General features: G+C 64.4%; 22 protein-coding genes. 11 read left to right on the top strand and 11 right to left on the bottom strand.

Annotated elements, in window-relative coordinates; translation table 11 throughout:
- Window positions 1-27: 27 nt before the first annotated feature.
- A complete protein-coding gene (locus AC1D75_RS17230) occupies window positions 28-480 on the bottom strand; it encodes a DUF7144 family membrane protein (RefSeq protein ID WP_495516540.1) in 453 nt (150 codons plus the stop codon).
- A gap of 371 nt (window positions 481-851) precedes the next feature.
- On the opposite strand from AC1D75_RS17230, the gene AC1D75_RS17225 reads away from it, so the two are divergent.
- Window positions 852-3,305 (top strand): LuxR C-terminal-related transcriptional regulator, encoded by a 2,454-nt coding sequence (locus AC1D75_RS17225; protein WP_495516539.1) that lies wholly within the window; start codon window positions 852-854, stop codon window positions 3,303-3,305.
- A gap of 19 nt (window positions 3,306-3,324) precedes the next feature.
- Here the strand turns inward: AC1D75_RS17225 and pgl are convergent, their stop codons facing one another.
- Genes pgl through tkt form a run of 5 tightly spaced genes read right to left on the bottom strand, consistent with a single transcriptional unit; the run spans window position 3,325 to window position 9,870 of the window.
- The gene (pgl, locus tag AC1D75_RS17220; protein WP_495516538.1) at window positions 3,325-4,071 is read right to left on the bottom strand and encodes a 6-phosphogluconolactonase; all 747 of its coding nucleotides are present in this window, start codon (window positions 4,069-4,071) and stop codon (window positions 3,325-3,327) included.
- 34 nt (window positions 4,072-4,105) lie between these two features.
- On the bottom strand, window positions 4,106-5,029 hold the full coding sequence (locus AC1D75_RS17215; RefSeq protein WP_495516537.1) for a glucose-6-phosphate dehydrogenase assembly protein OpcA: 924 nt from the start codon (window positions 5,027-5,029) through the stop codon (window positions 4,106-4,108).
- 27 nt (window positions 5,030-5,056) lie between these two features.
- Window positions 5,057-6,598, bottom strand: a complete 1,542-nt coding sequence (zwf, locus tag AC1D75_RS17210; protein WP_495516536.1) for a glucose-6-phosphate dehydrogenase — start codon at window positions 6,596-6,598, stop codon at window positions 5,057-5,059.
- A gap of 6 nt (window positions 6,599-6,604) precedes the next feature.
- Complete coding sequence (gene tal / locus AC1D75_RS17205) at window positions 6,605-7,729, bottom strand: transaldolase (RefSeq protein ID WP_495516535.1); 1,125 nt, start codon at window positions 7,727-7,729, stop codon at window positions 6,605-6,607.
- A 53-nt stretch (window positions 7,730-7,782) separates the two neighbouring features.
- A complete protein-coding gene (gene tkt / locus AC1D75_RS17200) occupies window positions 7,783-9,870 on the bottom strand; it encodes a transketolase (protein ID WP_495516534.1) in 2,088 nt (695 codons plus the stop codon).
- Between the two features lie 272 nt (window positions 9,871-10,142).
- Between tkt and AC1D75_RS17195 the strand changes: the two genes are divergently transcribed.
- Window positions 10,143-11,123: a heme o synthase gene (locus AC1D75_RS17195; RefSeq protein WP_495516533.1), complete on the top strand. Its 981-nt coding sequence runs from the start codon at window positions 10,143-10,145 to the stop codon at window positions 11,121-11,123.
- 112 nt (window positions 11,124-11,235) lie between these two features.
- A complete protein-coding gene (locus AC1D75_RS17190) occupies window positions 11,236-12,426 on the top strand; it encodes an Rv0361 family membrane protein (RefSeq protein WP_495516532.1) in 1,191 nt (396 codons plus the stop codon).
- Here the strand turns inward: AC1D75_RS17190 and AC1D75_RS17185 are convergent.
- On the bottom strand, window positions 12,413-13,390 hold the full coding sequence (locus AC1D75_RS17185; RefSeq protein ID WP_495516911.1) for a quinone oxidoreductase family protein: 978 nt from the start codon (window positions 13,388-13,390) through the stop codon (window positions 12,413-12,415). The two genes, AC1D75_RS17190 and AC1D75_RS17185, sit on opposite strands and share 14 nt — an antisense overlap.
- Before the next feature lie 87 nt (window positions 13,391-13,477).
- On the opposite strand from AC1D75_RS17185, the gene AC1D75_RS17180 reads away from it, so the two are divergent.
- Window positions 13,478-13,771, top strand: a complete 294-nt coding sequence (locus AC1D75_RS17180) for a hypothetical protein (protein ID WP_495516531.1) — start codon at window positions 13,478-13,480, stop codon at window positions 13,769-13,771.
- Between the two features lie 41 nt (window positions 13,772-13,812).
- On the opposite strand, the gene AC1D75_RS17175 is transcribed toward AC1D75_RS17180, so the two are convergent.
- From AC1D75_RS17175 to mptB, 4 genes are all read right to left on the bottom strand, one after another.
- The gene (locus AC1D75_RS17175; RefSeq protein WP_495516910.1) at window positions 13,813-14,808 is read right to left on the bottom strand and encodes a COX15/CtaA family protein; all 996 of its coding nucleotides are present in this window, start codon (window positions 14,806-14,808) and stop codon (window positions 13,813-13,815) included.
- A gap of 32 nt (window positions 14,809-14,840) precedes the next feature.
- Window positions 14,841-15,635: an ABC transporter permease gene (locus AC1D75_RS17170; RefSeq protein ID WP_495516530.1), complete on the bottom strand. Its 795-nt coding sequence runs from the start codon at window positions 15,633-15,635 to the stop codon at window positions 14,841-14,843.
- Entirely contained in the window at window positions 15,632-16,597 is a 966-nt protein-coding gene (locus AC1D75_RS17165) for an ABC transporter ATP-binding protein (protein ID WP_495516529.1), read from the bottom strand. The genes AC1D75_RS17170 and AC1D75_RS17165 overlap by 4 nt, the downstream gene beginning before the upstream one ends.
- 69 nt (window positions 16,598-16,666) lie before the next feature.
- Window positions 16,667-18,451, bottom strand: coding sequence for a polyprenol phosphomannose-dependent alpha 1,6 mannosyltransferase MptB (gene mptB, locus AC1D75_RS17160; RefSeq protein WP_495516909.1), 1,785 nt, complete (start codon window positions 18,449-18,451; stop codon window positions 16,667-16,669).
- 280 nt (window positions 18,452-18,731) lie between these two features.
- Here mptB and AC1D75_RS17155 point away from each other — a divergent pair, with 280 nt between their 5' ends.
- Genes AC1D75_RS17155 through AC1D75_RS17125 form a run of 7 tightly spaced genes read left to right on the top strand, consistent with a single transcriptional unit; the run spans window position 18,732 to window position 25,199 of the window.
- Window positions 18,732-19,508: a helix-turn-helix transcriptional regulator gene (locus tag AC1D75_RS17155; RefSeq protein WP_495516528.1), complete on the top strand. Its 777-nt coding sequence runs from the start codon at window positions 18,732-18,734 to the stop codon at window positions 19,506-19,508.
- Complete coding sequence (gene sufB, locus AC1D75_RS17150) at window positions 19,505-20,956, top strand: Fe-S cluster assembly protein SufB (protein WP_495516527.1); 1,452 nt, start codon at window positions 19,505-19,507, stop codon at window positions 20,954-20,956. The genes AC1D75_RS17155 and sufB overlap by 4 nt, the downstream gene beginning before the upstream one ends.
- Window positions 20,953-22,143, top strand: a complete 1,191-nt coding sequence (sufD, locus tag AC1D75_RS17145) for a Fe-S cluster assembly protein SufD (RefSeq protein ID WP_495516526.1) — start codon at window positions 20,953-20,955, stop codon at window positions 22,141-22,143. Before sufB ends, sufD begins: the two co-directional genes overlap by 4 nt.
- Window positions 22,144-22,196: 53 nt before the next feature.
- A complete protein-coding gene (sufC, locus tag AC1D75_RS17140; protein ID WP_495516525.1) occupies window positions 22,197-22,967 on the top strand; it encodes a Fe-S cluster assembly ATPase SufC in 771 nt (256 codons plus the stop codon).
- Between the two features lie 44 nt (window positions 22,968-23,011).
- Window positions 23,012-24,334: a SufS family cysteine desulfurase gene (locus tag AC1D75_RS17135; RefSeq protein ID WP_495516524.1), complete on the top strand. Its 1,323-nt coding sequence runs from the start codon at window positions 23,012-23,014 to the stop codon at window positions 24,332-24,334.
- On the top strand, window positions 24,334-24,804 hold the full coding sequence (sufU, locus tag AC1D75_RS17130) for a Fe-S cluster assembly sulfur transfer protein SufU (RefSeq protein WP_495516523.1): 471 nt from the start codon (window positions 24,334-24,336) through the stop codon (window positions 24,802-24,804). Before AC1D75_RS17135 ends, sufU begins: the two co-directional genes overlap by 1 nt.
- Window positions 24,801-25,199: a metal-sulfur cluster assembly factor gene (locus tag AC1D75_RS17125; protein WP_495516522.1), complete on the top strand. Its 399-nt coding sequence runs from the start codon at window positions 24,801-24,803 to the stop codon at window positions 25,197-25,199. Before sufU ends, AC1D75_RS17125 begins: the two co-directional genes overlap by 4 nt.
- Window positions 25,200-25,205 lie beyond the last annotated feature (6 nt).

Genomic DNA, 25,205 nt, shown 5'->3' with positions numbered 1-25,205 from the left:
TCCCGACTAGGGGCCACTTGTGCGGCGCTAGATCCTGTCGTCGGTATTCCAGGTGGTGACGGCCCAGATCACAACTAGGTCGATCGCGATGATCAGGATCGCCCACAGCGGGAAGTACGGGAGCCACAGGAAGTTCGCGATGATCGACAGCGCCGCGATGATGACCGCCGCGACTCGGGCCCATGTGGCTCCGGTGAACAACCCGATGGCGATCAGGACCCCGATGATTCCGACGATGAGGTGGATCCATCCCCATGCGGTGAGATCGAACTCGTAGGTGTATTGCGGCCCGACGACAAAAACGTCGTCTTCGACCAGGGCCGAAATACCCTGGAGAATGCCGAGGGCGCCGACGACGAACAGGAGTATGGCCGCAGCGAACACGGTTCCGCCGGCAATGCCTTGCTGAACGGGGTGACGGTCCGGCTGGACGGGCGAACGGTCTGGCTGGACGGGAGGACGGTTTGTTGGGCTGCTCATGACGTTGCTCCTTGGCTCGGATGATCAAGAACCCCTGCACCGACGATCGGATCAGGCAGCACGTATTGCCAACGTGGTCTTGCCATGATCGAGGTGTTGTGAGGATTGGGACATCACCTGTTTTGGGTGATGTCTTCACCGGGCTCCGGGCGAACGTCGGGTTAGAGCAATAACGCAAATACCTCTGGCATTCTTTAATGACGCGTAATCAGATGTTGTCTGTCGTGATTATTGTTAGCCTCTGAGCAACCAGAGGCTAGAAAAGGGTGGCCATGTCGAAAGCTCTGACGCGCTCGACCGCCGTATCGAGAGCTGGGCCCGATACGATCCGCGCTTTCGCACGAATGCGCCCCGAGCGCACCCTCGATGAATTGTTTGATGATCAATCCGGCGTCCTGGTACTCGTCAGCGCACCAGGCGGGTATGGCAAGACCACGTTTCTCGAGCAATGGTTGATTCGACGCACGGAGTCGGACGTCGTCGGCCGGGTCGTGTGGCTGGGCGTGGATGCATTCGGCGCCGATGATCTCGTGCTCGGGGAGACCGCTGGGGGTCAGTTGTTCGGGGTCGACGCCGAAAACGGTCCGGTCACGGTGGTCGTGGACGACGCCGAGACCGTGACCGATCCGTTGGTGCTCGACTGCTTTCACCGGTTCTTGCGCCATCGGCCGCCACACGTCAATGTTGTTGTCTCCGCTCGGCACGATCCTCCGCTGATCTGGCAGCATCTGATCGGGGATGGTGTCGGGGCCCGGATCGGGCGTGAGGATCTGATACTGACCGAGGTCGAGGTCGATCGGATGCTGCGTCAGCACGGCCTCGTACCCACTGCCGCGCAGGTCTGCAGGGTCGCCGAACTCACCGGTGGCTGGGCGATACTCGTGCGGATGGCCGGGGTGTTCCTGGCCGCGCGTCCTGATCTCGAACTCGCGCTGCTGGAGTTCGCCGCATGTCCGCGACTCATATCCGACTTCTTGCGCCGCGAGTTGGTGGATCCGATGACGCCCCGGGTGCGCAGATTGGTCACTCGCTTGTCGAGCGTGGCCGACTTCGATGGCGACTTGGCCCGGGCGATCGACGGTGCGGACGCGGAGGCCTATATCCCCGAGATCATCGGTCTGGGGATCGCGGCGGCAGTCCCGTCGGGTGAGCGCGAAGCGATCCGGTATCGATTTCTCCCGTTGATAGCCACCTATCTGCGTGGCGAGCTGCAGCGGACCGCGCCCGAAATCGGACGGACGCTGCAGATCAGGGCGGTTCGGTGGGCGTCGGCGCGTCGACGGCCTGCAGAGGCGATCGACCACGCGGCACATCTCGGCGACGCGGAGTTGCTGCGAGAGACCATCTTTCACAGCGGTGTCGAATTGGCGCTGCAGGGCAGGCGCGAGGTGTTGCTGTCGGTGCTCGATGGGTGTGACACCACGCTCGGCGAAGATCCGGTTGCGGTGTTACTTCGGGCCCTGGCGGCGATGGAGCATGGCGACGACCGGTACGCGGCGTCCTACCTGGAGTGCGTGGCACAGGCCGAGGAGGACCTCGCCGTCGACGGGGGCGGACTGCTCTACCGGGTTCTGCTCCTGGACGTCGCGCTCGCTCGGGACGATCTTGATCTGGTCGATCTGGCGAAGGCGGTTGCATCTGCCGTTGGCGATCGCGGGTGGGCCGTTGATGCGTACGCGCACACCGTTCTCGGATCGGCCTACACCCGTTTGAACCGGCCCGTCGACGGTGAGCAGTCGTCGGTGCGGGCCATCGCGCTGGCCACAGCAGCCGGACTGAATCGGTTGGTGGTGCGCGCGATGGCCAACCGGGCGTCGGTGGCGGGTGTGCGGGGTCTGCCGGTACTCATGGAAGATCGTGCCCGCTACGCGCTGGCATGTGTACGGGAAGTCTCCGATGAAGATTCCGTGGTCGCCGGGTCACCGTACGTGCCGCGCCTGGAGACAGCGTTGGCGTACGCCCGATTCATGCAGGGCAAACCGATCGATGATCTCAAACCCCAACCAGCAGAGGATGTCTCGGAAGGGGGTGAGGTGTTCAGTGTGTTGGGCCGGCACGTACCCATTGCCCGCAGCGTCCTGATGTTCGACACCTCACCGAATCGTCTGGTCCTGACCGCCACCGCGTACAGCGCCACCTCCGCATTGCTTCTCAGCGCCACCTCACCGTTCCCGATACTCTTCCTGCTTCCGCGCGTGGCGTACATGTGCTTCGCGGTCAAACGATTCGACTGGGCCCGCGATCTGTCACGTAAAGCCGAGCGCGCGTTCGGATACTCCGACGAGGTACGACTCGTCGACGCGGCCGTCGACGTCGGCGAGGCCCGACCGCAGGCGGCACGAAAGCTGTTGAGCCCGTTGCTCGAAGCCGGCGCCTCTGGGCCGCAGGCGACGGTTGCGGGCTGGGCGCTCGAATCGTATGCCTGTGAGCAGGCAGGTCTGTCCGCGCAGTCCTACGCGGCGATCACCCGGGCACTGGAAACTGCGGCCGAGCACGGCGTGATGCGTCCCATTGTGGAATGCGGGCCTGTCGTCGCGGGAATCATCACGACCTACCGGGGCAGTTTCGGTTCGATCAATGCCTACGCCGATGCCGTTCTGAGTGTCATGTCCAGCCATGGCGTGCCCGACTATCCGCCGCTGACCCGTGCAGAAATCCATGTCCTGAGGTTCCTGGCGACCGATCGCACGACCGACGAGATCGCGGGTTTGATGCACCTGTCGGTGAACACCGTCAAGACCCATCTGCGCGGTATCTATCGCAAGTTCGACGTCCGACATCGACGAGATGCGGTGGCGGTGGGCCAACGCCTCGGTTTGCTCTGACCCACCGCCGAAGCTCGACTCAGGGGAGGTTGCCCGCTGCGGACCGGTCCACGAACCAGACCGTTTCCTCGGTGCCGTGGGCGCCGGCGCACGGCCAGTCCATCGGGTCCGCACCGCCGACACCGGCCGCTACCGCTTCGGCTTTCTCCGCACCGGAGACGAGGAACCACACCTCCCGTGCTCGCGCGATCGCGGGCAAGGTCAACGTGATCCGGGCCGGAGGCGGCTTCGGCGAGTTCCGCACCGCGACCACCGATGCCTGACTTTCGCTGGTGGCCTCGGAGTGGGGGAACAGCGAATTGATGTGGCCCTCACCACCCATGCCGAGCAGATGCAGATCGAACTGCGGAACGCTCTGTCCGTCGCCTGCCCGGTCTGCGAGCCGGCGCGCGTAATCGGCTGCTGCAGCGTCGATGTCGTCACCGAACTCGCCGTCGGACGGTGCCATCTCGAACACCCGCGCCGGCGCGACCGGAACATGATCGAGGAGGGCGATGCGAGCCTGTCCGGAGTTACGTTCCGGATCGTCGGCCGGGACGAAACGATCGTCGCCGAAGTAGATGTCCACCGATGCCCAGTCGATGTCACCGGAATCCTTCGCCAGCGCCTCGAGCAGCGCGACGCCGTTGCTGCCGCCGGTCAGGACGACCGAGGCAAACCCGCGAGCGGTCTGCGCCGCGGTGACGGTTTTGATGAACCGCTCGGTGACCGCGGCGACAAGGGCGTCCTTGTCGTCGACTCGGACAACATCTGGATGGATACTCATCGTTGAGCTAGACCTCCTGATCGACGTGCGTGTGTCAAGCGTGAATCTTGTCTTCGGTACGGATCAGACCCGAAACCCCTTGCAGAGCCCGGTGATAGATCACATCGGGATCAAGTCGACGGAGTTCCTCGGACAGGCAGCTGCGCAGCTCCCGGTCGGGTAACGCCACCTTGCCATCGGGTTGACCGGCCATGGAGATGATCGCCTGGTTGCCCATTCCGACGTAGAGAACAAGTGGTCCCGATTCCCTGGACACCGTCACCTGGAAACTGCCAACGGAGCGCGTCACCGGCACGCCGAGTGCCGAATGAAGCCATCCGGCAAGGAGTTCGACCGCAGCGTTGTCAGCCGGACCCTGGACTTCCACCGCGGTCACCGGGCTGTGCGGTGGCTGATCGAGGGCTGAGGTGAGCAGTGCCCGCCACACCGTGATCCGGGACCAGGCGATGTCCGAATCGCCGGGGGCATACGTGGCCAGCCGCTGCGCGAGGGTCGCCGAGACATCAACTGTCTTGGTGGAGTCGGTGATCCGGCGCTTACCGAGCTGACCGATCGGATCAGCGGATGGATTCTCCGGACCTTGCCCTGGCCACCACGTCACCACCGGGGTGTCGGGCAGCATGAACGGGATCACCACACTCTTGGCGTGATCGACCAGGTCGCCGAAGAGGTGCAGGACAACAACTTCGGAGGCGCCGGCGTCTCCGCCGACCCGGATCTGGGCATCAAGCCTCGACGGCCCCCAGCGGTCGGCGCGCGAGACCACGATGACACGGCAGGGGTGTTCCCGGCTGGCCTCGTTGGCGGCCTCGATGGCCGGCTCGGCAGGCTCACCCTCGTTGGTGCTGACCAACAACGTCAGCACGCGACCAGAGGTGAATGCTCCGCCGATGTCGCGGATCTTGATGAGTTCCTTGCTGATGGCGGTCGTGTTGGTATCGGGAAGTTCCACAATCATTCGTGCGCTCCTTCGAGGCGAGAGCGGTCAGGGACGACGCCAGGCCCTTCCGTGCCGCGCCATCATGTCTTCTGCGGATTGCGGGCCCCAGGTCCCCGCCTCGTAACCGTCCGGCTTGCCGCTGGCCGCCCAGTGTTCGAGCACCGGATCGAGGATCTGCCAGGATAGTTCGACCTCGGCATTCACCGGGAACAGGGACGGCACACCGAGCAGGACGTCGAGGATCAGACGTTCGTAGGCCTCGGGGGAGGACTCCGTGAACGCCTGTCCGTACGAGAAGTCCATGTTGACGTCACGCACTTCCATCGACGATCCCGGGACCTTGGAGCCGAACCGGAGCGTGATGCCCTCATCGGGCTGCACCCGGATCACCAGAGCGTTCTGGCTCAGCTCTTCGGTCATCGTCTGATCGAACGGAAGGTGGGGAGCCCGTTTGAACACGAGCGCGATCTCGGTGACCCTGCGGCCCAACCGCTTTCCGGTGCGCAGATAGAACGGCACACCGGCCCACCGGCGACTGTCGACCTCGACGGCGATGGCCGCGAAGGTCTCCGTCGTCGAATCGTGGGCAAAGCCGCTCTCGTCAAGCAGTCCCGGAACCTTCTCGCTGCCCTGCCAGCCCGCCTCGTACTGCCCCCGCGCGGTGTTCTCGTCGAGGGGCAGGATGTTCTTGGTGGCCGAGAGGACCTTGATCTTCTCGCTCTGGAGTTCGTGCGGCTCAAAGGAAATGGGCTCTTCCATCGCCACCAGGGCCATCAACTGGATCAGGTGGTTCTGGATGACGTCGCGCGCCGCACCGATGCCGTCGTAGTACCCGGCCCGGCCGCCGAGACCGATGTCCTCGGCCATCGTGATCTGGACGTGGTCGACGTAATGCGAACTCCACACCGGGTCGAACAGCTGATTGGCGAACCGCAGCGCCAGGATGTTCTGGACCGTCTCCTTGCCGAGGTAGTGATCGATCCGGAATACCGATTGCTCCGGAAAGACGTTGTTCACCACGGCATTGAGCTCTTTGGCGCTCTCTAGGTCATGGCCGAAGGGCTTCTCGATGACCACCCGCCGCCACGTCTCCTTGGACTGCTGCGCCAACCCCGAGCGGGAGAGTTGTTCGCACACAACGGGGAAGGCGGCAGGCGGAATCGAGAGGTAGAACGCATGATTTCCGCCGGTACCGCGCTTCTCGTCGAGTTCGGCCAGCGTGTCCCGCAACCGGTCGAAGGCATCGCCGTCATCGAAGGCACCCCGGACGAACCGGAAACCCTCGCTCAGTCGCTCCCAGACATCTTCCCGGAACGGGGTACGGGCACTCGCGCGCACGGCGTCGTGCACCACCTGCGCGAAATCCTCGTGGTCCCAGTCCCGCCGAGCGAAGCCGACCAGTGCAAAACCAGGTGGCAACAGCCCACGGTTCGCCAGGTCGTACACCGCAGGCATCAGCTTGCGGCGTGCCAGGTCGCCGGTGACACCGAAGATGACCAGGCTGCACGGGCCTGCGATCCGGGGGAGTCGCTTGTCGCGTTCATCGCGCAGTGGATTGACCCACTGATCGGCGGGACGGCTCGGCAAGGTCGATCAGCCCTTCGAGCCGGCGGCGAGTTGCTCGGCAGTGGCGTCGAGCAATTCCTGCCACGCTCCCTCGAACTTCTCCACGCCTTCCTTCTCCAGCACCAGGAACACGTCGGTCACATCGATCCCGGCGGCTTCCAGCGAGTCGAAGACCTGCTGGGACGCCGGGCCCTGACCAACAACCGATTCGGCGTTGATCTCGCCGTGGTCGGCAAAGGCGTCCATCGTCTTCTCGGGCATGGTGTTGACGGTGTTCGGGGCGACCAGTTCACCGACGTAGAGGGTGTCGGGGTATGCCGGATCCTTGACACCGGTGGAGGCCCAGAGCGGGCGCTGGGCGTTGGCACCGGCTGCGGCGAGGGCGGTGAAACCGTCACCCTGCTCGAACACCTCCTGGTACGCGGCGTAGGCGAGACGGGCGTTGGCCAGAGCCGCCTTGCCCTTGAGTGCCTTGGCCTCGTCGGTGCCGATCGCGTCGAGACGCTTGTCGATCTCGCTGTCGACGCGGGAGACGAAGAACGATGCGACCGAATGGATCTTCGACAGATCGTGGCCCGCGGTCGAGGCCTGCTGCAGGCCCTCGATGTAGGCGGACATGACGTCCCGGTACCGCTCGACCGAGAAGATCAGGGTCACGTTGACGCTGATGCCCTCCGCGATCACCTTGGTGATTGCGGGTGTGCCCGCAATCGTTGCGGGGATCTTGATCAGCAGGTTGGGCCGGTCGACGATCTTCCACAGTTCGACCGCCTGGGCGACCGTCTTGTCGGAATCGTGCGCGAGGCGGGGATCGACCTCGATCGATACCCGGCCGTCGACGCCCTTGGACGCTTCGAACTGCGGCGCGAGCACGTCACACGCGTTGCGGACATCGTCGGTGGTGACGGTCCGGATGGTCGCGTCGACGTCGGCGCCGCGGGCGGCGAGTTCGTTGACCTGTGCGTCGTAGGCATCACCCTTCGACAGGGCAGCCTGGAAGATCGACGGGTTGGTGGTGACACCGACGACCGATTTCGTCGCGATGAGCTCTGCCAGGTTGCCGGATTCGATCCGGGTCCGGGAGAGGTCGTCGAGCCAGACCGAGACGCCGGCCTCGGCCAGTGCAGCAAGATTGGCGTTCTGTTCGCTCATGTCGTGCTCCAATTTCAAATGGTGGGGAGTTCAGGACTGTTTTGCGATGGCGTTCAGGATTGCTTCGCGATTGCGCGCTCGGCTGCGGCGGTCACGGCCTCCGCGGTGATCCCGAACTTTTCGTAGAGGACCTTGTAGTCGGCCGATGCGCCGTAGTGCTCGATCGAGACGATCTCGCCGCCGTCGCCGACCAGTCGGTACCACGGCATCGCGATGCCTGCCTCGACGACCACGCGGGCCTTCAGCGCAGGCGGCAGCACCGAGGTGCGGTACGACTCATCCTGCTCGTCGAACCACTCGACACACGGCATCGAGACGACGCGGGCGGCAATGCCCTTGTCCTTCAATGCTTTTTGCGCTTCAACGGCGAGGTACACCTCGGATCCGGTTCCGATCAGGATCACCTGGGGCTCGCTCTCGGGCTCCGACAGGATGTAGCCACCCATGGCCACGCCCTCGGCCGATGTGCCCTCGAGGATCGGCAGGTTCTGGCGGGTCAGCGCCAACCCGACCGGGTTGTGTCGCCGGATCATGATGTTCTGCCAGGCGTATGCCGTCTCGTTGGCGTCGCCGGGACGCACCACGTCGAGGTTGGGGATCGCGCGCAGGGATGCGAGGTGTTCGATCGGCTGATGCGTGGGCCCGTCCTCGCCGAGACCGATCGAGTCGTGGGTCCAGACGTAGATCGGATCGGTCTTCATCAGGGCGGCCAGACGCACCGCGGGACGCATGTAGTCGGCGAACTGCAGGAACGTACCGCCGTATGCGCGGGTCGGGCCGTGCCGGACGATGCCCGACAGGATCGCGCCCATCGCGTGCTCGCGGATACCGAAGTGCAGTGTCCGGCCGTACGGGTTGGCGCTCCACGACTTGGTGCTGATGCCCTCCGGTCCGAACGAGGCTGCACCGTCCATCGTGGTGTTGTTGCTGCCTGCGAGGTCGGCAGAACCGCCCCAGAGTTCGGGCAGAATCGGGCCGAGCGCCGAGAGTACCTTGCCGGACGCCGATCGGGTTGCCACGTCCTTGTCGCCGACCTCCCACTTCGGGAGCACATCGGTCCAGCCCTCGGGCAGGCCGTTGACCACGAGGCGGTCGAGCAGTGCCTTGCGGTCGGGGTAGGCCTGCGCCCATTCGTCGAAGGACTTGTCCCAGGCCTTGCGGAGCTCGGCGCCGCGGTCGACGAGCGCGCGGGTGTGGGTGATGACCTCGTCGGAGACGTCGAAGCTCTTGTCGGGGTCGAAGCCCAACGCTTGCTTGGTGGCGGCCACCTCGTCGGCGCCCAGTGCCGAGCCGTGGATACCGCCGGTGTTCATCTTGTTCGGGGCGGGGTAGCCGATGATGGTGCGAAGCACGATGATCGAGGGCCTGTCGATCACGGCCTTGGCCTTCTCGACGGCTTCCTCGATCGCGGTGACATTTTCTCCACCTTCGACGTGCTGCACGTGCCAGCCGTAGGCCTCGTACCGCGCGGCGACGTCCTCGGACAGCGCGATGTCGGTGTCGTCCTCGATCGAGATGTGGTTCTTGTCATAGAAGACGATGAGGTTGCCGAGCTGCTGGGTGCCTGCAAGTGAACTCGCCTCGGAGGTCACGCCCTCTTCGATGTCGCCGTCGGAGGCGATCACGTAGATGTAGTGATCGAAAGCGCTCTGCCCGACCGGTGCGTCGGGATCGAACAGGCCGCGCTCGTAGCGGGCGGCCATGGCCATGCCCACCGCGGAGGCCAGACCCTGACCCAGCGGACCGGTGGTCATCTCGACACCGCGGGTGTGCCGGTACTCCGGATGGCCGGGGGTCTTCGAATCCCAGGTGCGCAGCGCCTCGATGTCCTCGAGTTCGAGCCCGAAGCCGCCGAGGTACAGCTGGATGTAGAGGGTCAGGCTCGAGTGGCCACAGGAGAGGATGAAACGGTCGCGGCCCATCCAATCGGTGTCGTTCGGGTCGTGCTGCATCACCCGCTGGAAGAGGGTGTAGGCCAGGGGAGCCAGACTCATGGCGGTCCCCGGGTGTCCGCTTCCACACTTCTGGACCGCGTCGGCAGCCAGAACACGAACCGTGTCAACTGCTTTGGTGTCGACTGCAGTCCAGTCTGCGGGGTGTGAAGCCTGAGTTAGTGTGCGAATCTCATCTGTTGCTGACACGATCTTCTGAACTCCTCAAGCTCAAACTTCTGATTCCGGGGCTCGACATTTGTCACTGGCCTGGGCAATGCACAGTCCGCCATCTAGGGTAGTCGCCCGGAGCCGTCGCCGCGGGCTACGGCTCGCGAATCGGCGGGGGAGGGCCCGTGGTAACCGACGCCACAGATAGGCGGGCGATCGGACCTCGATTGCTGTTTGGGACCGACCTCCGTCTACCATTCCCTGTAGTAGAAGAGCATGAGTCAGGAGATCTAGTGCGGATTGGGGAACGTGTGAGCGGACACGGTTTCGCCTCCTCCCCAGCGTCAGATGGTGGTGAGGTTGCTCCCGTGGAGCCCACCACCACCAGCGTTCGTGGGCGGATTTCGGGATTGGCGCTCGCGTATCTCGCGTTGACCAAGCCTCGCGTCATCGAATTGCTGCTCGTGGCGACGATTCCGGTGATGCTGTTGGCCGATCGTGGGCATGTGGATCCGGCCTTGATGGCCTGGACCCTGCTCGGTGGCTGGCTGGGTGCGGCCAGCGCCAACACCCTGAACATGGTTGTCGACGCGGACATCGATCAGAAGATGAAGCGCACCGAACGGCGGCCCCTGGCCCGTCACGCGGTGTCGACACGTAGTGCCCTGATCTTCGGTCTGGCTCTCGGAGCGGCGTCCTTTGTGGTGCTGTTCACGACGACCAACCTGCTCAGTGCGCTGCTGGTGATGGCAACCATCGCGTTCTACGTCTTCGTCTACACGATGATCTTGAAGCGTCGCACCTGGCAGAACGTCGTCTGGGGTGGGGCCGCCGGCTGTATGCCGACGCTGGTCGGCTGGACCGCGGTCACCGGGACGCTGAGCTGGGAACCGTTGGTGTTGTTCGCGGTGATCTTCTTCTGGACTCCGCCGCACACCTGGGCGCTGGCGATGCGCTACAAGGAGGACTACCGCGCTGCGGGTGTCCCGATGCTGCCCGTGATCGCCACCGAGGTGCAGGTTACCCGTCAGATGCTGGCCTACACCTGGGCGACCGTTCTGAGCACGCTCGTCCTGTGCTGGGCGACCAGCTGGATCTACACCGCGGTTGCCGTCATCGCAGGCGGATGGTTCATCTACGTGGTGCACAAGCTCTACCGCGGAACCCAGCGTGGCGAAGAAGTCGTACCGCTGAAGGTCTTCCTGCAGTCCAACGAGTATCTGGCCGTGGTTTTCTGTGGCCTGGCAATCGATTCGGTCATCGGTTTGCCGACTCTGTCCAGCCTGTTCTGATCGTCGCGTCGGCCGAATACCGGACGCCTGTGATGGCAGTTGCGGCCGAACAAGTTAACGTTTTCAGATCGGCCGTTGGGGTGACGGCCGGAGTTACCTGATCGGGGGGAATGTGTCACATCCGTATGGTCCGGGCCCGGGTCCTGACGAGGCCGGTTGGCAGCCGTATTCGGAACCGACCCTCGCTGGTCAGCCGCAATTCGGTCAGTACCCGCCGTCGCAGAATCCGGCAGGCCAGGTGCCGCCCGGGGTTGATCCCAACTACGGGGCCTATGCGCCGTATGCGCAACCGGGGCAGGCCCCCTGGCCGCATGGCGGAGGCGGGCCCGTCCCGCCCCCCAAATCCAAGAAGCCGTTGTTCATCGCCCTGGCCGCCGCTGCCGCTGCTGTTGTCGTGATCCTCGTCGTCTCACTGGTCGTTTTCACCGGCGGCAGTTCGTCGAGCGGACCCGACGCGACGGTCGAGTCGTACCTGCAGGCACTGGCCGACGGTGATTCCGCCAAGGCCCGCGGTCTGATGAAGACACAGGCGTCCGAACTGCTGCTCACCGACGACGTCCTGAGCAAGCAGCAGGAGATCGCCCCGATCACCGATGTGAAGATCATCGACACCTCCGAGTCCAGCGACATGGCGACGGTGCAGGCCACGTACACGTTCGGTGATCGCAAGGCCGACGAGACATTCATGCTCAGCAAGGCCGGTGATGACTGGCGCCTCGACGACGGAGCCGTCGACATCGACATCTCGTACTTCAAGAACGGGATCCCCGGGCTGACGGTATTCGGGGTGCCCGTCGAGAACGAGGCGAAGATCTACGTCTTTCCGGGCCCGATCGAGTGGGGGACCTCGAACAGGAACTTCACCGTCCTCGACGAGGAGAAATCGGAATTCGCGATGTCGGGGAGCAGCTACGGATCGACGAGCGCGCCGACCGTGTCTCTGAGCGGGACGGGATCCTCAGCTGTCGAGACGGCGGTGCAGGCCTTCGTCGACAACTGTGCGTTGTCGAAAGAGCCCGACGCGAGCACCGACAAGCCCGGTTGTGAACAGGACGTCTACGCCTACGACCCGGAACCGGGTTCGGCGGTGTGGACCGCGCCCAGCCTCGATGGCCTGGAGACCCGGCTCGGATACGACAACCCGAACGAGGTGTCGGTCGATGGCCAGCTGAACTGGTCGGTGACGTTCCGCACCAAGGCTTCGGGATCGCGGCCGGCCGAGACCAAAACCGAGACCGACACCCAGTACCTCTACGGGGACGTCGATCTGTCGGCCGACAACCCGGTGTTCACTCCGAACTGACCGGCAGCAAGACCACCGAGCCGCTCGTGGCCCGCGCCTGCAGGTCGATGTGGGCACGGGCGGCTTCGGGCAATTCATAGCGGTGTCCGACGTGCACATTGACCGTCCCGTTGTTGATTCCGCTCATGACGTCGCCGGCCCGCCACGCACGTTCGGCGGGGTCGGCGATGAAATCTCCCAGTTTCGGACGGGTGATCGACAGGGATCCGGCTGCGTTGAGCCGCTGGAGGTCGAATGGGGGGACCGGACCACTGGCGGCACCGAACAGCACCACCATGCCCCGGACCGCAGTTGCCGCGATGCTCTGGTCGATGGTGTCGGCTCCGACGCCGTCGTAGACAACGGCCACACCTTTGCCGTCGGTGAGGTCCCGGACGCGATCGGCGAGGTCGTCGCCGTACCGGAGCACCTCGTCTGCGCCCGCACCCCGCGACAACGCCTCCTTGGCATCGTTCGACACGGTGGTGATGATCCGAATGCCCTTGGCTTTGGCCATCTGCGTGAGGACGAGGCCGACTCCGCCGGCACCGGCGTGGAGCAGCACGGTGTCACCCGCCTTCGGGTGCGACGATCCGTCGAGCAGATAGTGGGCGGTGCAGCCCTGCAGCAACGCCGAGGCAGCAACCTCGTCGCTGACACCGTCCGGGACCGCGACGGCAACGTGGGCGGGCACGGTGACGAGTTCGGCGTAACTTCCCGGGGCGTCGCACCAGGCGACCCGCTGACCCACAGAGGGCGATTCCACGCCGTCGCCGACAGCGACGACGACACCGGCGCCTTCGCTGCCCGGGATGTACGGCAGTTGCATCGCATAGATGCCTGCCCGCTGATAGGTGTCGATGAAGTTCACACCGATGGCTGCAACCCGCACCAGAATCTCTCCCGGCGCCGGCTGGGGGTCCGGCAGTTCGACGTATTCGAGAACTTCGGGTCCACCGTGTCGACTCACCTGGATTGCGTGCATGACTGTAGTTGTACCCACCCGCCTGATCCGTACGCAGCGGGGGTGTCCGATCCCGGAGCGGCCGAAGCCCCAACTAAGCTGTGGCGCATGAGCGAACACAAGGCGGTCATCGCAGCGATCAGCAAGTACGTGGCGCGCGAGGGAGGGTCGGCAACAGCTGTTTTGCAGCCCGTCGGAGCAGCGGGTGTTCGGATCACCCTGGTCGGCGGCGAGGGCGGCATCCTGGGCGATCAGGTGGTGCCCGATCTCGACACCGCCAAGGCGATCGTCGAACAGGTCGAGGGCCTCGAGATCGGCGAGTGGGATCGCGAACTGACGTCAACCGCGACCGTGAAGCCGTCGCACTACCGCAAGATGGCGGGCTGGGTCGCCAACACGTAGGACCCGAACAGCCAGGACCCGAGCAGCCAGCACCCGAACAGCTAGGACGCGGATGCGGCCTCGACCGGTGGGGTGGCCGACTTCGTCCCGGACGTGGTCGGTGCCTGCCGGGGCCGCATCGCGACCCACAGGGCGGCCGTGGCAGCCACGCTGGCTCCGGCGCCCGCGACGTGGAGGACCACCAGTAGTGCCGGGATGTCGGTGGCGTACTGGGTCACACCCACCAACGCCTGCGCGACGACCACGGCGACGACCACATAGAGCCGCCGCTTCAGTCGTTCGGGAGCCTTGACGGCGAAGAGTGCAAAACCGATTGCCACCAGCACCGACAGGTAGGCGATCAACAGATCGGCGTGCAGATGAACCAGCGTGGTGATCTCGATCTTCAATCGGGGCACGGGTTTGTCGATGCTCTTGTCACCGGCGTGGGGTCCGGCGCCGGTCACCATCGTTCCGGCGATCAGAACCCCGGTCATCAGGATTGCGGACAAGACCGTCAGACACCGGATGGGCGCAGGCACCACAGCGACGGCTTCGACGTCGTCGGGTTCGCGCACCTTTTCCAGCAGCAGAACCGCCAGCCACACCATGCCCATCGACAAGATCAGGTGGATCGCGACCGTCCACCACAGCAGACCGGTCAGTACGGTGATGCCGCCCATGACGGCCTGGACGATCGTCGACGCCGGCATCAGCCAGGCGTAGAGGCGAACCTCGTATCTGCGCCGCGCCCGCGTCACGGCGATCACGATGATCGCGGCGGTGAGGGTCACCAGGAAGGTCAGCAGTCGGTTGCCGAACTCGACCGCGGTGTGAATCGCGGCGATCTCGTCGTGCTGGACCGGGGTGAAGCTGCCGGGGAAACACTGGGGCCACGTCGGGCACCCGAGTCCGGACGACGTCACCCGGACGATCGACCCGGTGACCGCGATGCCCGCCTGCGTCAGTACCACCGCCAATGCGGAGAGGATCTGAAAACGCAGGGACGGGAGCGGGAGCCGGTCGACGAGCCGGACAAACAAGCGGTACACGGTAATGATCGTAGGTTGCCGGGTTTGATGGTCGCGGTTCAGGTGAACTTGAAGTAACGAACGGCGGCGGTACCGGCGGCGATACCCCAGGCGCAGAGCACTGCGATGCCGACCAGGTCCAGCGAACCCGACGTTGCCTGATGCAGGGCCTCGCTCAGGGCGCCCGACGGAGTGCACCGGGCGAACCACTCGACCGCGGTCGGAATACTGTCGCCGATCACGACGATCGACGCGATCCCGAGGAATGCGAACCACAGCAGGTTGGCCAGGGCCAGGACGATCTCGGCCTTGAGGGTGCCGCCGAGCAGCAAGCCCATCGCCGAGAACATGAGCGTGCCGATGGCGATCACCAGGATGCCGAGCAGGAGTCCGGCCGCTGAGGGCTCCCAGCCCAGGATCAGCCCGATGACGCCGAGGATCACCGCCTGCATGCTGACCACGATGGCAACCGCGATGGATTTGCCTGCGATCACACCCCATCGCGGCAAGGGGGTGGCCCCGAGTCGCTTGAGCGCGCCGTACCGGCGATCGAATCCGACGGCGATCGCCTGGCCGGTGAATGCGGTCGACATCACCGCAACGGTCATGATCGCGGGCACGAACATGTCGGCCCGGGATTCGTCGAAGTCGCCGATGGGCAGCAGACACAGCCCGATCAGCATGGTGATCGGGATGAACATGGTCAGCAGTTGTTGCTCGCCGTTGCGCAGCAGCAGGAGCAATTCGATCCGGGACTGGGCGGTGAGCATTTTGCGGATCGGGGCCGGGCTCGGCCGCGGGGTGAATGTGCCCGCGGCGAAGCGGTTGTCGCTGTTCGGTCGTGCAGTGGTCATTCGCGCATCCCTCGGCCGGTCAGATCCAGGAAGACGTCTTCCAGGCTCCGTGTCTCGACCTGCAGGTCGGTTGCCAGTACATCGATCTCCGCACACCATGCGGTCACCATGGCCAACACCTTCGGGGTGACATGGCCGGTGACCAGGTACCCGCCCGGCGTGAACTCGGTGCACGAATAGCCTTCTGGCAGAACAGACTCCAGGTGGGTCATGTCGAGTCCGCGGGGCGCGTGGAATCGTAGCTCGTTCTCGGCTCCGCGGCTGGTCAGTTCGGCGGGGGAGCCCTTGGCGACCTCGACCCCGTGATCGATGATCAGCACCTGATCCGCGAGCGCTTCGGCCTCATCCATCAGATGGGTGGTCAGCAGCACCGAGACGCCGTCGGCTCGTAGGCGATCGATCAGCTCCCACACCATGATCCGGGCGTGCGCATCCATGCCGGCGGTGGGTTCGTCGAGAAAGACCACTTCGGGACGGCCCACCAGTGCGCAGCCGAGCGCGAGGCGTTGTTGTTGTCCACCCGAGAGTCGCCGATACGGCGTGCGCTGGGCGTCGACGAGTCCAAGGTTCTGCAGGAGCCAGTCCGGGTCGAGGGGATCGGCGGAGTACGAGGCACACAGCCGCAACATCTCGCCCGCGCGGGCGCCCGGATATGCGCCACCGCCCTGGAGCATCACGCCGATACGGCTGCGGACTGCCTCGTTGTCTGCGATGGGATCAAGGCCCAGGAGGGTGACCTCACCGGAATCCGGCGAGGCGAAGCCTTCGCAGATTTCGACTGTGGTGGTCTTACCTGCACCGTTGGGACCCAGAATGGCCAGGATCTCGCCGGTCTGGAGTTCGAAGTCGAGACCGCCGACCGCGGTTGTCTCGCCGAATCTCTTCACCAGGCCTTTGACCGACAGGGCTGGGCCGGTCGCCGCGGCACCGGTGACCCCGGGAGCGTACGACGGGCTGTTCACAACGTCCAAGAGTAAGCGGCCTGCGCTGGGGAACCGAACACGGGTGACCTTCGAGTGCCTGGTTCGCGGTCAGTTCTGCGCGGTTGCCTTGTCGGTGTCCTCGGCGTTCACGCGTCGTCGGCGCTGCCACGGCATCTCTTCGAAGAACAACGCTGTGAGTATTGCCACAAGAAGGACCGCCGCGACGATGGCCTCGGCCAGCTGGAAACCACGCGTACCGGCACCGGTCGGCAGTACGACGACGGAGATGATCGCCGAGAGCGTGATCGCGATCAGGCGGAACCACCGCCCGGTGGCCCAGGCCGCCAGCGGGATGATGAACCACAGCAGATACCAGGGCTGGACGAATGGGAAGAACAGCACGAAGCTGCCCATCGCCAACCCGAGGGCCCCGACGGGGTGGATCCGGCCTGCCAGCGCGGCGAGCAGCCAGCGAATCACCAGAATTCCGGCGATCACCTGCCCGATCGGTTGGGCGACGTCGAGCATCGCCTGGGTCTGATCGCCGAGACCGAGTAGTACTCCGACCCGGCCGGTGGTCACCGACATGAAGGTCGGCATCGACATCCATGAACGCACGACCCCGCCGGTCGACAAAGTCTTCGTCCAGCCGAATCCCAGTCCGGTACCGACACAGAGGACGACGATGACCACCGCCAGGATCACCGCCAGCAGGCCTGCGGCACCCAGCAGCGCCAGCACGCTGCGTTTGGAGCGTTGCCAGTACTCGCGGACCGGAGCGTGACGCAGCGCCGGGAGGGTTGCGCCCCAGCGGCGGGCCAGTGCCACGCCGACAAATCCGAGCGCGAGGATCGAGGAGACCTTGATCATGCAGGAGCCGGCGATCACCACGACGCCGGCAACCAGAATCCACCCCGGTGGGCTCGGTGACCACGAACCGGGTTTTCGGAGCCGGTCGGGTGAATCGATCCCCCGGAAACACAGCTCGAGTCCGGCGAGCATCATGCCGAGCATCAGCGCTTCGTTGTGGATTCCGCCGACCAGATGCAGGATGAGCAGGGGGTTCATGGCTCCGAGCCACAGCGCCGCGACCGGAGAGACACCGCATCGGCCCGCCAGGCGGGGCAGCGCCCAGACGATCATCGCCACACCGAGCAGTGCGAGCACCCGGTGCGCGGCCAACGCTGCCGGGATGTTCTCACCGGTCAGATGCGTGATCTGGTCTCCGAGCCAGAGGAACAGTGGGCCGTAGGGCGCCGGGGTCTCGCGCCAGATGTTCGGCACCGACCTGGTGAACACGTGATCGATGCCCAGGCCCGCAGCCGGGCTGATCTTGTACGGGTCGAGGCCGCGGGCGGCGATCTCGCTCTGCGCCAGGTAGGAGTAGACGTCCTTGCTGAGCATCGGTGGTGCCAGCACGAACGGGAGGATCCAGACCAGCAGTGTGCGATCGGCCTGGCTACGCGTCATCCGTCGCTGGGGCGATCGGTCCTTCAACACGTCGACACCGAGGCGCCCGACCGCGAACCTTCCGAGCAACAACCACGCCAGGACCAGGATCACGACTCCGGTGAGCGAGAACGTCAGCGCGACCGGCCACATCCGGGACGGCAGAGACAACACGCGCATACCGGCGAGCGGATTCTGCAGGACCGGGAGCGCGCCGGTACCGAGTGATCCGACCAGCACCAGGACCGAACCCAGGGTCCCGAACACGCGGATACTCAGCAGACGCTTGTTCTCGGCTCTGGTGAGCGGCCCGACCTCGGACTCGTCATCATGTAGCCGCGCGACCGCCACGCCGTAGTCGCCGGTGGCGTCGGGGTCCGGCACGGGTTCGCCGACACGTCGCAGGCCCAGGTACTCGAGCGCCTTGCGGAATTCTCCGCGAATCGGGCCTCTGGACCCCCGTGCAGCGTCGGTCGCCGGTGCAGTCTTTTTGGGGTCGACGGGAGGGTCGACTTCGGGGGCTGCGGTATCCGGCACAGGTGAGACTGTAATCGTCTGGTGATTTCAGCCCGGTCAGCCCTGCGCTGCCGATGCTCCGGTACCGGGCCGAAAGTGTGGCGTTGATCAAGCAAGGTGACCCTTGCTAGCAATCGGAATCTATTTCGGTAACACTTGTGTTGTGAAAACGGTTGTTGGTACCTCGCATGCCCCGGAAGGGGCATCGATGTCTGCTGCTCCGGTGTCACAGTCTGCTGCTCCGGGCACACATATCGGCGTTGATTCGCCGGTTCCGGTCAGTCATGACGGCCAGACCCGGGCCGCGGTGGTCACCCTGATTCTCGAACAGGGACCGGTCACGGCGGTACACATCAGCGAAGAGCTCGGTATCACACCTACCGCGGTACGTCGTCATCTCGACGCGATGATCGCATCGGGTGATGTGATCGCGACCGCAGCGCCGCGCTACGCGCACCGTGGGCGCGGACGTCCGGCCAAGCATTTCCAGCTCACATCGAGCGGTCGTGGACGCCTCAAGCACGCTTACGACGATCTCGCCGGCGCTGTCATGCGCCGCCTGCGCACGATCGGTGGCGAGGAGGCGGTTACCGACTTCGCCATGGAACGCGCTCAGGAAATCGTCTCTGACGTGCCCGTATCGGGCAGTTCGGCAGAAGAACTCGAGAACACCGCCGAACAAATTGCCGAAGCTTTGACCAGTGCGGGATTTTCTGCCACCACTCGTCGCGTTGGAAATGGTGTGCAGATCTGCCAGCACCATTGTCCGGTGGCGCACGTGGCCGCCGAGTTCCCGGAATTGTGCGAAGCAGAAACTGCGGTGTTCACCGCGAAACTCGGTACCCACGTGCAGCGTCTGGCAACGATCGCCAACGGCGACTGCGCATGCACCACCCACGTGCCACTTGCAAAAATGCAGGGGGCAAATCAGGTCGACGCCCAGTCCGCGTCGGCATCGGTAGCCTCCGGAAGGAGTCACATATGACGGTCACAGACCCCACCCCCGCAGCAGTACCGGCGGGCGTTCTGACACAGGAAGAGACGATCGACTCTTTCGGTTCATACGGATACGGCTGGTCCGATTCCGATGTCGCGGGCGCCAGCGCCAAGCGCGGCCTGTCCGAAGCGGTTGTCGCAGACATCTCGTCGAAGAAGAGTGAGCCCGAGTGGATGCTCGCGGCGCGCCTCAAGGCGTTGTCGATCTTCGACCGCAAGCCCATGCCGAACTGGGGCAGCGACCTCGACGGCATCGACTTCGACAACATCAAGTACTTCGTGCGCTCCAGCGAGAAGCAGGCAGCCACCTGGGACGATCTGCCCGAAGACATCAAGAACACCTACGACCGACTGGGCATCCCGGAAGCCGAGAAGCAGCGGCTGGTCTCCGGTGTCGCCGCACAGTACGAGTCCGAGGTCGTCTACCACTCGATTCGTGAAGATCTCGAGCAGCAGGGTGTGCTGTTCCTCGACACCGACACCGCATTGAAGGAACAGCCGGAACTGTTCCGGGAGTACTTCGGCACGGTCATCCCGGCAGGCGACAACAAGTTCTCCGCACTGAACACCGCGGTCTGGTCGGGCGGTTCGTTCATCTACGTCCCGCCGGGCGTCCATGTCGACATCCCGCTGCAGGCCTACTTCCGGATCAACACAGAGAACATGGGTCAGTTCGAGCGCACGCTGATCATCGTCGACGAGGGTGCCTACGTGCATTACGTCGAGGGTTGCACCGCGCCGATCTACAAGACCGACTCGTTGCACTCGGCCGTTGTCGAGATCATCGTGAAGAAGGGTGGTCGCTGCCGGTACACCACGATTCAGAACTGGTCGAACAACGTCTACAACCTGGTCACCAAGCGGGCCAAGGCCGAAGCCGGCGCCACCATGGAGTGGGTCGACGGCAACATCGGTTCCAAGGTCACCATGAAGTACCCGGCTGTGTGGATGACCGGTGAAGGCGCCAAGGGTGAAGTGCTCTCGGTTGCGTTCGCCGGACCCGGACAGCACCAGGACACCGGATCGAAGATGGTGCATCTGGCACCGAACACCTCGTCGAACATCATCAGCAAGTCGGTGGCGCGTGGCGGCGGGCGGGCCTCGTACCGTGGCCTGGTCCAGATCAACAAGGGTGCACACGGCAGCCGTTCGACGGTGAAATGTGACGCGCTTCTGGTCGATCAGATCAGCCGGAGCGACACCTACCCCTACGTCGACATCCGCGAGGACGACGTCACGATGGGTCATGAGGCCACGGTCTCCAAGGTGAGCGACGACCAGATCTTCTACCTCATGAGCCGCGGTCTGACCGAGGACGAGGCAATGGCCATGGTTGTGCGCGGATTCGTCGAGCCGATCGCCAAGGAACTGCCGATGGAATATGCGCTGGAACTCAACCGGCTGATCGAACTGCAGATGGAAGGCTCCGTCGGATGAGTTCTGCTACAGGTGTTGTCGGTGCGGTCCAGGGTGAGAACTCTCGACCGGCGGTCAACAAAGGTGAGATGTTCACGTCGTTTGACGTGAACGCCTTCGAAGTACCCCGCTTCAAGGACGAAGCGTGGAAGTTCACGCCGTTCCGTAAGCTCCGCGGTCTGCACGACGGCGGAGCCCAGCGCAGCGCCGAGGCGACCGTCGAGGTCACCGGAGTCACGCAGGGTGTGACCGTTGAAACGGTCGGCCGCGACGACAAGCGTCTCGGTCAGGGCGGCGTGCCGTTCGATCGGGTTGCAGCGCAGTCCTATTCGTCGTTCACCTCGGCAACGGTGGTGACCGTCGGCAAAGAGGTCGAACTCGCCGAACCGATCACCGTGACCGTCGAGGGTCCGGGTGTCGGCGAGACGGCATTCGGTCATCTCCAGATCCGGCTCGAACGTTTTGCCAAGGCGACCGTTGTCATCGACCAGAAGGGCAGTGGCACCTACGGCGAGAACATCGAGTTCATCGTCGGTGACAGTGCGCATCTGACCGTGCTCAACGTCCACGACTGGGCCGACGACATGGTGCACGTGACCGCCCACCACAACCGGCTCGGCCGGGATGCGGTGTTGCGTCACTTCGCGATCAGCCTCGGTGGCGAATTGGTTCGGCTCAGCCAGGTGGTGCACTACGACGCACCCGGTGGCGACGCGGAACTGTGGGGTCTGTACTTCGCCGACGCCGGCCAGCATCTCGAACAGCATCTGCTGGTGGATCATTCGCAGCCGCATTGCCGGTCGAATGTTGTCTACAAGGGTGCGCTGCAGGGTGTCGAAGGCGACCGGGCCCGTGAGGCCAGGACGGTATGGGTCGGCGACGTGCTGATCCGCGCCGAGGCCGAGGGCACCGATACCTTCGAGCTGAACCGCAACCTGATCCTGACCGATGGTGCCCGCGCCGACTCGGTACCGAACCTGGAAATCGAGACGGGTGAGATCGTCGGCGCCGGACATGCCAGTGCCACCGGCCGTTTCGATGACGAGCATCTGTTCTACCTGCAGTCGCGTGGCATCTCCGAAGAGGAGGCCCGCCGACTGGTGGTCCGCGGATTCTTCGGCGAGGTGATCGCTCGGATCGCGCTGCCAGACCTGCGTGACCGTCTGTCGGCCGCCATCGAAGCCGAGCTCGAGGCCGCCGGCGCCTGACTCGCCGGCACGCACAAACTCTTCCCCAGATATCAGCAAGGAACTCAAATACCGTGGCTACTTTGGAAATCCGTGATCTGCATGTCAACGTCAAGCAGACCGACGCCGATGCCGAACCCATCAACATCCTCAAGGGTGTCGACCTGACCATCGAGTCGGGCAAGACCCACGCGATCATGGGCCCCAACGGCTCCGGCAAGTCGACGCTGTCGTACGCCATCGCCGGGCACCCGAAATACGAAGTGACGCAGGGCACCATCACCCTCGACGGCGAAAACGTCCTCGAGATGTCGGTCGACGAGCGGGCGCGCGCCGGACTGTTCCTGGCGATGCAGTACCCCGTCGAGGTGCCGGGTGTCTCGATGTCGAACTTCTTGCGCACCGCTGCCACCGCCGTCCGCGGCGAGGCACCGAAGCTGCGACTGTGGGTCAAAGAGACCAAAGAAGCGATGAACGAGCTGGAGATCAATCCGTCGTTCGGTGAGCGCAGTGTCAACGAGGGATTCTCCGGTGGCGAGAAGAAGCGTCACGAGATCCTGCAGCTCGGACTGCTCAAGCCGAAGATCGCGATCCTCGACGAGACCGATTCGGGCCTGGACGTCGATGCTCTGCGCGTCGTCTCCGAGGGTGTCAACCGCTACAAGGAGCGCGAGAACGGCGGGGTTCTGCTGATCACCCACTACACCCGGATCCTGCGCTACATCAAGCCTGATTTCGTCCATGTTTTCATTGACGGTCGCATCGTCGAGTCGGGTGGCCCGGAATTGGCCGACGAGCTCGAGGAGAACGGTTACATCCGGTTCACCCAGACTGCGACCGCCTGACGCCGGATCTACCTTTCGCCCGCACATCCTCCAGGAGGCCAGACATGACAAGCATCGATGAGACGATCGCTTCGACTGCGCTGGACGTGACTGCTGTCCGTGCCGACTTCCCGATCCTGGGTCGTACGGTGCGCGACAACAAGCCGCTGGTGTACCTCGATTCCGGTGCCACCAGCCAACGTCCGGTGCAGGTTCTCGATGCCGAACGCGACTTTTTGGTCACCTGCAATGCGGCTGTTCACCGCGGAGCGCATCAGCTGGCCGAAGAGGCCACCGATGCCTACGAGGATGCGCGTGCGGTGGTTGCCGGATTCGTCGGCGCCGATTTCGACGAGTTGGCGTTCACCAAGAACGCCACCGAGGCGCTGAACCTGGTGGCCTACACCCTCGGCGACGATCGCAGTGCCGGAGTGCTCGGTGGCAGTCCACTCGGTCCCCGTGACACGGTCGTCGTCACCGAGCTCGAGCATCACGCGAATCTGGTTCCGTGGCAAGAACTGTGCCGCCGGACGGGCGCAACACTCAAGTGGTACGGGGTGACCGACGAGGGTCGGATCGATCTGGATTCACTGGAACTCGACGACACCGTCAAGGTGGTGGCGTTCACGCATCAGTCGAACGTGACCGGTGCCATCGCCGACGTGCCCGAGATGGTCCGCCGCGCACGCGCCGTCGGAGCGCTGGTGGTACTCGATGCCTGCCAGTCGGTCCCGCACATGACGGTGAACTTCCACGACCTCGATGTCGACTTCGCGGCGTTCTCCGGCCACAAGATGTTCGGGCCTTCCGGTGTCGGTGTGCTGTACGGCAAGCGGGAACTACTTGCCGGCCTGCCACCGTTCATCACTGGCGGTTCGATGATCGAAACGGTCTCCATGGAGGTCTCCACCTACGCACCCGCGCCGCAGCGTTTCGAGGCAGGCGTGCCGATGACGTCTCAGGTGATCGGGTTGGGTGCGGCGGTTCGTTACTTGCAGGACCTCGGTATGGACGCGATTGCCGCACACGAGCATTCGCTCGTCGAAGCCACGTTGTCCGCCCTCGGCGCGATCGAGGGTGTCCGGATCATCGGTCCGGCCACCTCGGAGCAGCGTGGGGGAGCGGTCTCGTTTGTGGTCGACGGCATTCACGCCCACGACCTGGGCCAGATCCTGGACGACGAAGGTGTCGCCATCCGCGTCGGACACCACTGCGCCTGGCCGCTGCACAAGCGGTTAGGTGTGGCCGCCACTGCACGTGCGTCGTTCGCCGCGTACAACACGCTCGATGAGGTCGAGGCGCTTGCAAAGGCAATCGTCAAGGCCCAGGAGTTCTTCGGTGTGCGCGAAGCACATGGCGACACCGTGCCCAGTGGGGTGACTGCCTGATGCGTATGGAACAGATGTACCAGGAAGTGATCCTCGATCACTACAAACATCCACAGGGCCGCGGCCTGCGGGATCCGTTCGGTGCCGAAGTCCATCACGTCAACCCGACGTGTGGCGACGAGGTCACCTTGCGGGTCCGGCTGTCCGACGACGGCGAGACCGTCGCAGACGTGTCCTACGACGGACAGGGCTGCTCCATCTCGCAGGCCTCGACCTCGGTGATGTTCGAGCAGCTCGTCGGCCAGAGCGTGACGCAGGCTCTGGCAACGGTTGATTCGTTCAACAACATGATGACCTCGCGCGGCGCCGACGAAGGCGACGAAGACGTGATCGGCGACGGCGTCGCATTCGTCGGGGTGAGCAAGTATCCGGCCCGCGTGAAGTGCGCGCTGCTGGGCTGGATGGCATTCAAGGACGCGCTGGCACAAACCGTTGCCGGCACACAGGATTCGGCTAGGGAGTCGGTATGACAGCAACATCAGAACCTGAAGGCTCGACCGAGGTCGCAACACCGCCGGCGGCAGCAGTGCCGGCGCAGGTGCAGACCTCGTTGCCGTCCATCGACGACATCGAAGAGGCCATGCGCGACGTGGTCGACCCCGAACTCGGTATCAATGTCGTCGACCTCGGGCTGGTGTACGGCCTCGACGTGGACAACGACGCGGTCGCGAAGATCGACATGACGCTGACGTCGGCTGCCTGCCCGCTCACCGATGTGATCGAGGATCAGGCGCGCAATGCGCTGGTCACCTCCGGCCTGTGCACGGACATGGAACTCAACTGGGTCTGGCTGCCGCCGTGGGGTCCGGACAAGATCACCGATGACGGACGCGAACAGTTGCGTGCGCTCGGTTTCACCGTCTGACCTCTG

It is taken from the genome of Williamsia sp. Y712, assembly GCF_059445525.1.
This window is presented reverse-complemented; position numbering and strand designations above follow the sequence as displayed.

What these genes read in the sequence shown, in the direction of transcription:
- AC1D75_RS17230 (WP_495516540.1), bottom strand. Translation starts at nt 480, where the DNA reads ATGAGCAGCCCAACAAACCGTCCTCCCGTCCAGCCAGACCGTTCGCCC.
- pgl (WP_495516538.1), bottom strand. Translation starts at nt 4,071, where the DNA reads ATGAGTATCCATCCAGATGTTGTCCGAGTCGACGACAAGGACGCCCTT.
- AC1D75_RS17215 (WP_495516537.1), bottom strand. Translation starts at nt 5,029, where the DNA reads ATGATTGTGGAACTTCCCGATACCAACACGACCGCCATCAGCAAGGAA.
- tal (WP_495516535.1), bottom strand. Translation starts at nt 7,729, where the DNA reads ATGAGCGAACAGAACGCCAATCTTGCTGCACTGGCCGAGGCCGGCGTC.
- AC1D75_RS17185 (WP_495516911.1), bottom strand. Translation starts at nt 13,390, where the DNA reads ATGCACGCAATCCAGGTGAGTCGACACGGTGGACCCGAAGTTCTCGAA.
- AC1D75_RS17180 (WP_495516531.1), top strand. Translation starts at nt 13,478, where the DNA reads ATGAGCGAACACAAGGCGGTCATCGCAGCGATCAGCAAGTACGTGGCG.
- AC1D75_RS17170 (WP_495516530.1), bottom strand. Translation starts at nt 15,635, where the DNA reads ATGACCACTGCACGACCGAACAGCGACAACCGCTTCGCCGCGGGCACA.
- AC1D75_RS17155 (WP_495516528.1), top strand. Translation starts at nt 18,732, where the DNA reads ATGTCTGCTGCTCCGGTGTCACAGTCTGCTGCTCCGGGCACACATATC.
- sufB (WP_495516527.1), top strand. Translation starts at nt 19,505, where the DNA reads ATGACGGTCACAGACCCCACCCCCGCAGCAGTACCGGCGGGCGTTCTG.
- sufD (WP_495516526.1), top strand. Translation starts at nt 20,953, where the DNA reads ATGAGTTCTGCTACAGGTGTTGTCGGTGCGGTCCAGGGTGAGAACTCT.
- AC1D75_RS17135 (WP_495516524.1), top strand. Translation starts at nt 23,012, where the DNA reads ATGACAAGCATCGATGAGACGATCGCTTCGACTGCGCTGGACGTGACT.
- sufU (WP_495516523.1), top strand. Translation starts at nt 24,334, where the DNA reads ATGCGTATGGAACAGATGTACCAGGAAGTGATCCTCGATCACTACAAA.
- AC1D75_RS17125 (WP_495516522.1), top strand. Translation starts at nt 24,801, where the DNA reads ATGACAGCAACATCAGAACCTGAAGGCTCGACCGAGGTCGCAACACCG.